General features: G+C 38.2%; 11 protein-coding genes. 8 read left to right on the forward strand and 3 right to left on the reverse strand.

Annotated features, from left to right (window positions below; genetic code table 11):
- The first annotated feature begins 32 nt into the window (after positions 1–32).
- The 4 genes from EA772_RS03750 to EA772_RS03765 all read left to right on the forward strand — a co-directional run bounded on the left by EA772_RS03750 (position 33) and on the right by EA772_RS03765 (position 6,375).
- Entirely contained in the window at positions 33–2,522 is a 2,490-nt protein-coding gene (locus tag EA772_RS03750; protein WP_124911247.1) for a TonB-dependent receptor domain-containing protein, read from the forward strand.
- 66 nt (positions 2,523–2,588) lie between these two features.
- A complete protein-coding gene (locus EA772_RS03755; RefSeq protein WP_124911249.1) occupies positions 2,589–5,009 on the forward strand; it encodes an outer membrane beta-barrel protein in 2,421 nt (806 codons plus the stop codon).
- A gap of 38 nt (positions 5,010–5,047) precedes the next feature.
- Positions 5,048–5,602, forward strand: a complete 555-nt coding sequence (locus EA772_RS03760) for an NUDIX hydrolase (protein WP_124911251.1) — start codon at positions 5,048–5,050, stop codon at positions 5,600–5,602.
- 32 nt (positions 5,603–5,634) lie between these two features.
- Positions 5,635–6,375, forward strand: coding sequence for a 1-acyl-sn-glycerol-3-phosphate acyltransferase (locus EA772_RS03765; RefSeq protein WP_124911253.1), 741 nt, complete (start codon positions 5,635–5,637; stop codon positions 6,373–6,375).
- Between the two features lie 93 nt (positions 6,376–6,468).
- Here EA772_RS03765 and EA772_RS03770 read toward each other — a convergent pair whose 3' ends face one another.
- Both EA772_RS03770 and EA772_RS03775 read right to left on the reverse strand, forming a co-directional pair.
- The gene (locus EA772_RS03770) at positions 6,469–7,218 is read right to left on the reverse strand and encodes a LytTR family DNA-binding domain-containing protein (RefSeq protein ID WP_124911255.1); all 750 of its coding nucleotides are present in this window, start codon (positions 7,216–7,218) and stop codon (positions 6,469–6,471) included.
- 56 nt (positions 7,219–7,274) lie between these two features.
- Positions 7,275–8,306, reverse strand: a complete 1,032-nt coding sequence (locus EA772_RS03775) for a sensor histidine kinase (protein WP_124911257.1) — start codon at positions 8,304–8,306, stop codon at positions 7,275–7,277.
- A gap of 266 nt (positions 8,307–8,572) precedes the next feature.
- On the opposite strand from EA772_RS03775, the gene EA772_RS22010 reads away from it, so the two are divergent.
- The 4 genes from EA772_RS22010 (at position 8,573) to EA772_RS03790 (ending at position 12,306) form a co-directional block, all read left to right on the forward strand.
- On the forward strand, positions 8,573–8,743 hold the full coding sequence (locus tag EA772_RS22010; protein WP_158549798.1) for a hypothetical protein: 171 nt from the start codon (positions 8,573–8,575) through the stop codon (positions 8,741–8,743).
- Positions 8,744–8,745: 2 nt separating this feature from the next.
- Positions 8,746–9,654: an ABC transporter ATP-binding protein gene (locus EA772_RS03780; RefSeq protein WP_124911259.1), complete on the forward strand. Its 909-nt coding sequence runs from the start codon at positions 8,746–8,748 to the stop codon at positions 9,652–9,654.
- 1 nt (position 9,655) lies between these two features.
- Positions 9,656–10,453 (forward strand): ABC transporter permease, encoded by a 798-nt coding sequence (locus EA772_RS03785; protein WP_116169067.1) that lies wholly within the window; start codon positions 9,656–9,658, stop codon positions 10,451–10,453.
- Between the two features lie 284 nt (positions 10,454–10,737).
- On the forward strand, positions 10,738–12,306 hold the full coding sequence (locus EA772_RS03790) for a M20/M25/M40 family metallo-hydrolase (RefSeq protein WP_246834035.1): 1,569 nt from the start codon (positions 10,738–10,740) through the stop codon (positions 12,304–12,306).
- A gap of 101 nt (positions 12,307–12,407) precedes the next feature.
- On the opposite strand, the gene EA772_RS03795 is transcribed toward EA772_RS03790, so the two are convergent.
- Positions 12,408–12,638, reverse strand: a complete 231-nt coding sequence (locus EA772_RS03795) for a response regulator transcription factor (protein WP_029204532.1) — start codon at positions 12,636–12,638, stop codon at positions 12,408–12,410.
- Positions 12,639–12,728: the final 90 nt, after the last annotated feature.

The following is a 12,728-nucleotide window of genomic DNA, read 5'->3' on the forward strand; positions in this document are numbered from 1 at the left end:
TACAGAAAACACACAACATATATTATATTTTAATGAGAATTTTGAAATCGAGGACGATACAAATTACCCTTTTACTACTAAGTTTATCTTTTAATCTTTTTGCGCAAACTGGCGGGAAAGCCAAAATAACAGGTGTACTTAAAGATGCTAAAACACAAGAAACCATTCCTTTTGCTACGGCTGTTTTAATTGATAAAACAACTGCTAAAAATGTAAAAATTGCACAGACTGATGTGAACGGAGCCTTTACAATGGCTGATTTACCTACAGGTACTTTCACTTTCAAAATCAGCTTTGTGGGTTACCAAACAATGGTTAGAGATAATGTAGCCATTACCGCAGCAACCGGCACACTAAACTTTGGCGATATTAAGATGAATACTGCAAAAGGAAATATTTTAAGCGAGGTTACTGTTACCGGTCAAAAGCAAGGCATGCAGATGGGTATCGATAAAAAGATTTTCTCAGTTGATCAGAGTGTAATCAGCGAAGGTGGATCGGCAAGTGATTTATTGCAAAATGTTCCTTCAGTTTCTACAGATATGGATGGAAACGTGAGCCTACGCGGATCAAGCGGTGTAAGGGTTTTAATTGATGGAAAACCTTCATTAATTGCAGGTGGAAATGTTGCGCAAATTCTTCAGTCCATCCCTGCAAGTTCAATTGAAAGTGTTGAAGTAATAACCAATCCTTCATCAAAATATGATGCTGAAGGGCAGTCAGGTATCATCAATATCGTATTGAAGAAAAACACGAAATTAGGTTTTAATGGTTCTGCGGCGGTAACTGCTGGAAATAGAGATAACTACAATGCCAATACCAATTTGAGTTTTCAAAACAGTAAGGTGAATATTTATGGAAACTATAGCTACCGCTACGGCAACAGAATTGGTGGCGGTTTTCAAGATATCACCTATAAGAGTGATACCAGCAGAACGGCATTTTTAAGCCAGAACACGAAATCTACCTCACAAGATAAAGGCCATAACGTTAAAGCGGGTATTGATTATTATCTGGCGCCAAAAAGTGTCGTAAGTTTTTCAGGTGGATTTAATTCCAGGGAAAACGATAGAAATGAATACATCGATATCAGACAGTTGGCCAGAAATTTAAGTCCTGTTTCCTATAGCAACAGAAATAATGTTAACCAGGGAAGTGGAAGCAGTTATGATTTAAACCTGGATTATTCTCAGAAATTTAAGAAACCAAAAGAAGAGTTAACCTTTAACTTTGGTTATTCTTCGGGTTACAACGATAATGATCAAGCGTATAATACAACCATTACCAATAGAAACGGTACGGATGTAAATATCAATCCAAGTTTACAACGCATTTATAACACTGGCGATAACTCAAATTATAATATCCAGGCCGATTATACTTTACCTGTGGGCAAAACAGGAAAAATTGAAGCCGGATACCGCAGCCAGATCCGTTTGGCTGATAATAATCAATATGCCGATTCTGTGCTGACCAATACGGAAATCGTAATCAGAAACAATAAATTGATTAACGATTTTAATAGCAAAGATCAGGTTCATGCTTTATACCTTAATTATCAGAACCAAATTAAAGATTTTGGTTATCAACTGGGTTTAAGAGCCGAAGATGCCCGTTTAGATACACATTTGGAGGGTTATAATGGCAATGTTCTGGTAGGAAGCGATGGCAATATCCGTTACAGAAGATTATATCCAAGTGTATTTTTAACACAAAAATTAAAAGGTGAGCAGCAGGTGCAGTTAAGTTATACCCGTCGTGTAAACCGTCCTCGTCCGTGGGATACTAACCCATTTTTAGATGTTTCTGAACCATTTAACTACAGACAAGGTAACCCAAATTTATTACCGGAAGATGTTCACTCCTTTGAATTAGGTTACAGTAAATATTTCAAGAAAGTTACTTTAACTTCGAGCTTATATTTCCGCCAAACCAATGATGTCATCCAACGGGTTAGAAGTACCCCCGTTAATGGTATCATTACCTCAACGCCTCAAAATTTAACCAATCAAATCAATACAGGTTTAGAGTTGATTGGCCGTTTTGATTTGGTTAAAGCTTTAAACTTTACCACTAACGTAAACTTATACCAGGCTAAATTTGCTGGTGATACCAGATTTGACATTCCAACCAGCAGCGGATTTAGCTGGAACGCCAATATTACAGCGAACTTAACGGTTGCTAAAGACGTTTCCTTACAATTGCGTGGAGACTATCGTGCTCCTGAAGTAATGGCGCAAGGAAAGCGCAATGCGATGTACGGAATCGATGGCGGTGCGAAATATGATTTCCCTAACAAAAAGGCCTCTTTAAGTTTCAATGTGAGAGATGTATTTAACACCAGAAGATGGAGCATGACTACCGAAGACAGAGCTACTATTGTTGATTTTGAACGTCAGATGCAGGGCACAATGGGTAATTTAACGTTCTCATACCGTTTTGGAAAAACAACATTTAACTTAAATAAAACTAAAAAGAAAGAAGAGCAGCAGGATAACCGTCCTGATGAAGGATCATTTTAATTTTGAAAAAGGCGTTTGAAAATATATTTTTAAACGCCTTTTTTTTTTGCAACCACTAACCAAACATTGAAAAAACGCTTACCTATATCAATTCTAATTTTATTGGTCCTTTTTTTAGCGACCACTGCTTTCGTGGCTGAAAAAGGAACAATTAGCGGTAAAGTTGTAGAAGAGGTTGGCGGTTTATCTATCCCATCAGCAATTGTTGCGGTGTACATTGACGGTACAGAGCAACCAATAACCACCTCAGCAACCGATGAAGACGGATTTTTCAGCATTAAAAACCTAAAACCAGGAAACTACAGAATTAAAATTAGTTTTGTAGGTTATGCGCCGCTCATCGTAAATGGGATCATCATCACAGAAAAAGATTCCGACCGTAACTTAGGTGCCTTAAAATTAAGTTCTGAACAAAACTCCTTACAGGAAGTAACCATTACGGTTCAAAAACCTGCAATAGAATTCGGTGCTGATGGTGTAACCTATAATGTTGGCTCATCGGTTTTAGCCGAGGGAAGTACGGCAACAGATGTGTTGAAGAATGTTCCAATGGTACAGGTGGATATCGATGGAAACGCAACCATTGCCGGTAAAAAAAGCACCCGGGTTTTTATTGATGGAAAACCCTCTGACTATATGACTTCCAACATCGCTGATCTTTTAAACGTGCTGCCATCTGATGCAATCGAAAAAATTGAAGTGTTGACTAACCCTCCGGCAAAGTACAGTGGCGATGGAGAAGGTATCATCAACATTGTAATGAAAAAAGGATTTAAAGTTGGTTTCAATGGAAATGTTGGAATAGCCGGCGGGATACAAGGAAATGGGAATGCCAATACAAATGCATCTTACAGAGGAAAAAACTACGCCATCAACGGAAGTGCAGCCTATCGTTACAATGTTGGCAGAGGCGAAAGCAACAGTTACCGAGAAAATTTCCTTCCCGATACTACTTTTTATTATGATCAAAAAGGCGCCAGCAAAAGCAAAAGCCGTGGTGCAAATTTTAGATTGGGCTTCGATTGGGATATCACACCAAAGCAAAACATTCGGGTATCAACAAACTACAACGACAACAAATCTTCATCCAATTCATCAAACGATTTAAGATATTTAAGCGAGCAACTCATTCAAAACCGCTTGAGAAATCAAACCAATACGGGCGATGGGAAGAGCAATAATTTCGTTTTGAATGCAGATTATAAATTGCAAACCGATACCAGTGGCGGAAGCTTATCAATAGGGTTAACTTTTAATACAAACGGAAGTTTGGATTTGCGGAGTTTTAATACCACTTATCAACCGCTGGGCGTATCCCGGGCAACACTGCAACAAAACAATAACGACATTGGCAATAATGGCCTAACTTTTAACCTCGACTATGATAAACCCGTATTTAAAAAAAGAGATCGGGTAGAATTTGGTTTGGCTTATAATTATCGCAAAAATGATAACGATTTGCTAGTCGAGAATTTCAACTTCCAAACGCAGCAGTTTGTAACCAATAACAGGTTAAGCAACCAGTTTTTATACAATGAAAATATTCTCGCTGGCTACGCCTCTTACAATTATCGTAATGCAGGCTGGGGAGTTAAAACGGGTGTAAGAACAGAGCTTACTGATGTGGCCTTTGATTTGTCAACAGGTGAAAATTATAACGTAAAGCCTTATTTGAGCGTATTTCCTAACCTTTCGCTTAACAGGTTTTTTAGAAAGCGATACAACCTGGGCGCAACCTACAGTATCCGAATCAACCGCCCGAGAGAAAATACATTAAATCCTCAGGTGAATAATGTTGATACTTTAAATATTTCCTATGGAAATCCGAATCTTTCACCATCCTATACGCATCAAATGGATATTAGTTTTGGGGCGTTCGGACAGAAATGGTCATTTACACCTCGACTTTCCTATTCGAGCAGTCAAGGTGTGATCGAACGTTTCAGAACGGTAATTTTGATTCCAGGTTCAACTACTGCCCGATCTGAAAGTACGTTTGATAATGTGGGAACGAACAATTCTTTGGCACTAATTTTAATTGGTAATTACCGACCAACAAATAAAATATCAGCCAATGGAAATTTCAGCTTAATTCAAAGTAAATATACTTCAAAACTCAATAGCGCATTAAACAGAGATGGGATTAGTGTTCGCGGAACCTTTGGTTTTTCTATGCAGTTGCCGCAGAAAACTGCTTTCGAATCGAACTTGAATTATGCCAATAACGTGAGTGCTCAAGGACGAAACAAAGGCTCGGTAACATCAAGTTTTTCTGCCCGAAAGTTGTTTTTCAGTAATAGATTAAACTTAAGAGTAACCCTGAATGATATTTTTGGCAACCGAAACAATACGGTTTATAATGAGGGTGAAAATTTCAGGCTTCAAAGCTTTTCAACCAACAACACACAAAACTTTATTTTCAGTCTGAATTACCGGTTTACTAAAATTGCCAAGAAAATCCCACCGCCTCCGGTATCAAAGCCATAATAAGTTTCGTTTCATAATGGATATTTGTAATTTGCAGCATGGAAGAAATAAATCCCTGGAAAACACTTGAAAGTGATCTAAAATATGATAACAATTGGATTAGCGTAACTGAACACCAGGTGATTAATCCGTCGGGTGGAAAGGGGATTTATGGTGAAATACATTTCAAAAACTTAGCCATCGGCATTTTGCCTTTGGATGAAGATTACAACACCTGGCTGGTTGGGCAATACCGTTTTCCTTTAAAAGCATACAGCTGGGAAATTCCTGAAGGTGGCGGACCATTGGGCGAAGACCCACTAGAAAGTGCCAGGCGAGAATTGCTGGAAGAAACTGGCATGAGTGCCGGGAATTGGAAAGAAATTCAGCGTATGCATTTATCAAACTCTGTAAGTGATGAGCTCAGCATCATTTATATCGCTACCGATTTAATTCAGGGCATCGCCATGCCAGAAGAAACTGAACAACTGGTAGTTAAAAAACTTCCTTTCAGTGAGGTTTATCAGATGGTTCTAAACAATGAAATTACCGATTCCATGAGTGTCGCTGCTATTTTAAAAGCAAAACTGTTGATTTTAAACGGCGAATTGTAATCATTATCTTTGTTGCTTTATTTTAAAACCAAATGAGCAAACTTTTCGGATACATCCTTACACCAATATTTTACTTTTTCTTTGGCTTGATGCTTTGCATTTTTCATCCCATTCAATGGATTTGCCATAAATTTTTTGGTTATAAAGCACACAAGGTTTCTGTTGATATTCTTAATTTCTTTTTGACTTATTGCCAGATATTTCTTTTCAATTCGATTAGTTTCAAAAACGATTATAACTTACCCACTGATCGGCCAATCATATTTGCAGCCAACCATCAAAGCATGTATGATATTCCGTCGTTGATTTGGTTTTTAAGAAAATACAGTGCAAAGTTCATCTCCAAAATCGAACTAACGAAAGGAATCCCATCTATTTCTATCAATTTGCGCTTAGGTGGTGGAGCCAACATTAATAGAAAAGACAACAAACAGGCCATTTCTGAAATCATTAAGCTCGGCCGCAGAATGAAAGAAAATAATTGGAGTACGGTAATTTTCCCGGAAGGAACACGGGCAAAAGACGGTCAGGTGAAACAGTTTCAGTTCGGCGGAATTGCCACCATTTTAAAAGCTGTTCCTAATGCATTAGTAGTACCAATTGCTATTGAAAATTCATGGAAAATCGTTCGGTTTGGGATGTTCCCTTTAACTACCGGCAATGCATTGAAATGGACAGTATTAAAGCCAATTGAGCCCGGTGAAAAGACTGCTAATGAAATTACACTAGCGGTAGAAACAGAGATCAGAAAGGTTTTAGGGCAGGATTTATAATAGTACCGAGATAACATATTAAGTATTAAGATAATTTCACGTAATAGATTTTTAACCGATTACATTTTTAATTGGTGATTCTACATTCACGATCTAAATATTTTTATTTCCGATTACCCTAAAAAATTCATCGCGATAGGTGTCTCCTACCGGGATAATTTTCTGATTGATGGTAATGCGGCTACGCTCAATACTTTCAATTTTATCAACCGCTACAATATAAGACTTGTGCACCCGGATAAACTGGCTTTGAGGTAATGCTTCTTCCATCTTTTTCATGCTTTGAAGCGTAATGATTCGTTCCTCTTTGGTGAAAATTGAAATGTAATCTTTCAGCCCTTCGATGTAAAGTATATCGTGCAAATATATTTTTTGGATTTTATGCTCCGTTTTTACGAAGATATAATCCTGAATAGGGTTTGCAGGCGCTGAAAAGGCTGCCGGGGTAATGATTGGTTGTGCTACGCTGGCAGGTACATCTACAGGTTTGTGCTGCTTGTGAACCTTCTCTACCGCTTTGTAAAAACGATCGAAAGCAATAGGTTTCAGCAAATAATCAGATACATTCAAATCGTAGCTTTCTAAAGCATATTGCGGGTAAGCTGTTGTTAAAATGTAGTGACATTTGGTGCCTGCGATTTTCAAAAACTGAATCCCTGTCAATTCCGGCATTTGAATATCTAAAAAAACCAAATCTATGCCCCCGCCCTGAACAACCTGAAGTGCTTCGATTGGATTTTCGCATCTTTTTACCAGGGTTAAAAACGGAACTTTAGAAATATAATCCTCCAAGATATCAAGCGCTAAAGGCTCATCATCAACAACAATACAATTTAAGTTCATTTTAGGTTTAGTGTTAGTAATTGATAGGTATAGATTTCGTTAAAATGGTTCACAAATTATATATCTATCATCAGTTCGCAGGTATAATGAGTAGCCGAATTTACAACATTTAATTTATATCTGTCAGGATAAACGAGCTGCAACCTTCTTTCTACATTGGTTAGGCCGACGCCGCCTTGTGCATCTTTATTTTGCTGATTTTTTTTATTAATCACGCTAAAATGTAAAATCTTCTGGTTCGCAATGATGTTAATTTTAACAGGGTTTTCTGGATCGTTAACCACCCCATGTTTAAAAGCATTTTCAACAAATGAGATCAACATTAATGGAACGATTTTCTGATCGTCGATTTCCCCGTTTAGCGTAAGCTCAATGAAAGCACCATCCTTAAACCTGATTTTCTGCAGCTCGATATAATTGGTTAAATAATCAACCTCTTTGTTTAAGGCTACCGTTGGCGTATTGCTTTCATAAATCATATAGCGCATAATCTCCGATAGCTTCATAATTGCATCAGCTGTTTTATCAGATTTTTGATAAGCCAGTGAATAAATGTTGTTTAATGAATTGAAAAGAAAATGCGGATTGAGTTGCGATTTTAAGAATTGCAACTCCATTTCACGACGTTCGCTTTCTAAATTCCGCTGAATACGTTCACTTGAAAACCAGTCAATTGTAAACTTAATGATGCAGCTTGAAACCAGAAAAAAACCAGTAGAAAATGCACTATTTACTGCAAAATTATTTACCGACATTTCGTGGGCTTTTCCTTCCATCGTATAGTGCAACAACTCCTCAGGATTTAATACAGCAATTGCTGTTTTCAACAGTGCAGCGATGGCAATTAGTGCAAAAAACGAGAGGATGTATAACCAGTATTTTTTACGCCTTTTAATCAGCCCCGGAATCAGAAAAATATAGTTGATATAAAAAATCGAAACATTGATAATGCCAAATACACCAAACGACAATAGATAGTCTTTCAGCGTAGCGGAATTGCCTCGAAACATCACGATAACAATGATGAACAATAAGATTAATCCCCAGAAAATAGAATGAAGTACTAAAGGTCCTTTACTTTTTTTCATTATTTAACACGTATCACTGGCTAAATCACCAGTTCCTTTTTTGTGCATCCAAAATAAATAAACTTTCTTTTCTAAAAGTACAGAATCTACGAACGGGCATTTTTTTTCTACCAACAGGCAAAAAGGATTATTTCATCGACAAACACCAAATTTTATCGATCAACGCCGAAAATGCCCGTTGATCTAGAATCTTTAACCCTTGGTATAATACATTTTCGCAGGCAATCTGAATGCTGTTCCTTTGAATCATCAAAAAGAAACAGATTATGAAAAAGTTAGCAAACACGTCGCCATTCTTACTATTATTAGTTCCGGTATTTATGATGATCATTTTAACTCTTACTATTAATACTAATCAAAATGATGCGGAAGTTGTAGTTAAACCTGCAACCAGCTCAAACACTATAGTAAAACAAGCAACTGCTATTTTCAAATAGGAATGAGTAATTACGCAATCGAAACCGTAGGATTAAATTTTAACTTTGGTAACCAATCCATTGTAAAAGATCTCTCGTTGCAAGTACCCAAAGGCAGTATATATGGCTTTTTAGGACCAAATGGCGCTGGGAAAACAACAACCATTAAAATCCTGCTGAACCTATTAAAGTCGCCGGCAGATCAGGTTTTCGTTTTCGGAAAAGAAATTAACAGCAATCGCATTGCAACATTAAAGCGAATTGGAGCCCTGGTAGAGCAACCCGCTATTTACGGACATCTTTCGGGTAAAGAAAATCTTATCAATCGCTGTATTTTATTGGGATTAAAAAAAACCAAAGCCGACGAAATGTTAGCCCTGGTTGGCTTAACTGAAGCAGCTGATAAAAAAGCAGGCAAATATTCGCTCGGCATGAAACAGCGCCTGGGAATTGCACTGGCACTGGTTTCAGATCCAGAACTATTATTGTTAGATGAACCTAGTAATGGTCTGGACCCGAATGGCATCATCGAAATCAGAAACCTGATGATTGAGCTGGCCACCAAACACCATAAAACCATTCTGGTATCAAGCCATTTACTGGCTGAAATTGAACGTACTGCAACGCATGTTGGCATTATAAATAAAGGTCAACTGCTGTTTCAGGGAACTATCGATGAGCTTCACTTATTAAGTAAGCCTATGGTCGAAATTGAGGTTGATCAAACCGAAGAAGCTGCTAAATTTTTAGCAAGTGCGGGTTATGAAATCACTTCAAAAAGTGAAATAAAAATTACGACACCATTTTCATCATCAACAGAAAGCGGAAAAATTAATACCCTACTCATCAAAAACGGTTTCACGGTAAGCAGCCTTTCCAAACAACGCAAAGATTTAGAAAATCTATTCCTGGATATCACGAAAAACAACTAAAATGCGCTCCATATTTATTTCCTTAGTTTCAGAATTCTACAAATCAAGAAAAACACTCGCATTTTGGGCTGCAATTTTACTTCCTGTAGCAATATGTAGCCTGGTTAGCTTCGGCTTTTACTCCGGCTCAGAAAAGGTATTAAAACTTAATGCACCCGGGATGATGCTTTGGGTAAGGTATGCAGGCGCTACCTTAAATGTAATGGGTATGTTGGTGATGCCGTTTTATGTCATGTTTATGGCCTTTTCGGTTAACAACATCGAACATAAAAACGATACCTGGAAAACCCTTTTCGCACAACCACTAAATAAATTTTCCATTTATACCGCCAAATACCTGTTTTCGGTATTGCTCATCTTTATTTGCCTTTTTCTTTTTGCGGCCCTCACTTTCGCCTTCGGCCATTTATTACAGGCGTTGGTACCTCAATATACTTTCAACCAATACAATCCTTCCAATTTTCTAATCAATTCATACAGCAAATTATTTCTATCATCACTGGGCATTTTATCTATTCAGTTTATTTTAAGCTTAATCTGGGGCGATTTCCTAAAACCCATCGGTATTGGTTTTGTAGGTACGATAATGGGTATTGTAACCGGAATGCTCAACTGGACTTATGCCTACTTAATCCCTTACAGCCTTCCATCTTTAGCCTTACAATTTACACAATTAAAAAAAGGGAAAGATCCGCTCAATTTCGAAATATTTACACGCGAAATATGGACAAGTTTAGCCTATGCAGCTGTTTTATTTATTGCCGGTTATTTTATTGTAACCAGAAAAAGCATTAAATAATTATTTGAAAAGCAATTTCCGCCTTCGTTTTGAAGTCAGCCCTTCTTTACACTCCAAGTCCGCTTCAAAAATCCTGTGCTACAGTAAAGCAAGTGTTTATCAGAATCATCAGTACCTATTGGAATGCGGGCTTTCCGTTTCAATAAGGTTTAGTTAACTAAGGTGAGTGCACAGAACGAAGAAAACCATACAAACGGGAAAATCCTTTGTAAAAATATCATGGTAAAGCGATTAACATTGTGTTTAAGTGTAATTTAGCCATTACAACCAACCAACTTCTTAAAATGATCAAAAGATTTACAATGACGGCATTGGCATTTAGCCTATGCCTATCTGCATTTGCACAGGGTGCTCCAGATGCAGCTGTGGTAGAAAAAATCCGCAAAGCAGGTTTAAACAATTCGAAAGTGATGGACATTGCTTTCAACCTTACCGATGTATCAGGTCCAAGATTATCCAACTCTCCTGGTTTAAAAAGAGCACAGGAATGGGCTGTAAAACAACTTACCGAATGGGGATTGAAAAATGCACATCTTGAAGCGTGGGGAACTTTTGGTAAAGGATGGCAGGTAGATAAATACTATGCAGCCACAACCGCTCCTTTTTATCATCCAATTATTGCATCGCCTAAAGCATGGACACCGGGAACAAATGGCCCAATCAAATCTGAAGTAATTTTAATTAAGGCAGACAGTGTTGATGATTTAGCAAAATACAAAGGTAAGCTTGCCGGCAAAATTGTAATGATGGATCAGGGCGCACCGCTTACCAGCGGCTTAAAACCTGATTTTACCCGTTATGCCGATACTACACTAGCACAAATGGTAGCAGCAAAGCCAATGGCAGCAGGTGCCCGCCAACGCCCAACGGGTGGCCCAATGGCCGATCGTATGGCACAAATGATGAAAATGCGTGAAGTACGTGCTGCGATGAGTGCCATGTTAGTGGAAGAAAAAGTTGCCCTTATTTTAACTTATGCCCGCGGCGGACAGGGAACATTTTTTACCAGCAATGGTGCATCTTACGCTTTAGATGCCAAGCCAGTTTCTCCTGAACTGGAAGTTTCAGCAGAAGATTTTTTACATATCCTTCGCTTGCTTCGTGCAGGCAAACCTGTTGAGGTTGAAGCCGATATTAAAACATCGTTCTACGATCAGGATCCACAGGGCTATAATGTAATTGCCGAAATTCCGGGAACTGATAAAAAACTGAAAGACGAAGTAATTATGATTGGCGGTCACTTTGATTCGTGGCATGCGGCTACAGGTGCCACAGATAATGCTGCTGGCTCAGCCGTAATGATGGAAGCCATGCGCATTTTAAAAGCTATCGACTTTAAGCCAAAACGCACTATTCGCATTGCACTTTGGAGTTCAGAAGAGCAGGGATTGTTTGGTTCACGTGGTTACGTGGCCAAGCATTTCGGAGATCCAAAAACAATGGTTTTAACTCCTGATCAAAAGAAGATTTCAGCTTACTATAACCTGGATAATGGTACCGGAAAAATCCGTGGCATTTACTTACAGGGAAATGCAGCCGCCGGACCAATTTTTCAGAGCTGGTTAGCCCCGTTTAATGATCTAGGCGCAACAACCGTAACTGTCAGCAATACCGGCGGTACCGATCACCAGGCTTTTGACGCGGTCGGAATTCCTGGATTTCAGTTTATTCAAGATCCGGCAGATTACAATACACGCACACACCACAGCAACATGGATACCTACGATAGATTGGTAGAAGATGATTTAAAACAATCAGCTACTATTGTTGCATCATTTGTTTATAACACCTCTCAACGCGAAGCGCAAATTCCTAGAAAAGAACTACCAGCTGCCCAAGCTGCCAGACCATAAATACCATAAAATACAAAAGCCTGCTTTTTTGATATAAAAATCAAAAAGCAGGCTTTGTAGTTTAAAAGAGAGTATTGCGTTAACTTGTGTATTTTTTGAGTCTAATTAGATAGTATTCTTTGCTTAAACGCCCAAACGATTAGCTGATACGAATTTCTGAGGTCGAGTTTCCTTACCATGTTCCGTCTGTGTGTATTTACGGTATGTTCACTGATGAAAAGCCTGTCGCCTATTTCTTTGCTATTGTAGCCCATTGATAATAACTTCACAATCTCAACTTCCCGTTCGGTTATCGAATTATTATTTTCCTGCAGAAGGATATTATTTATCATGTCAAAAAAATTATTAATAGGGTAAATATTCTTTTTGTAAACAAAGGCGGCTACCTTAGGTATCCTAAACGATTGTTAGGAATGTGGTAT

The sequence above is a fragment of the Pedobacter sp. G11 genome (genome assembly GCF_003860265.1).
GTDB classification, from domain to species: domain Bacteria; phylum Bacteroidota; class Bacteroidia; order Sphingobacteriales; family Sphingobacteriaceae; genus Pedobacter; species Pedobacter agri.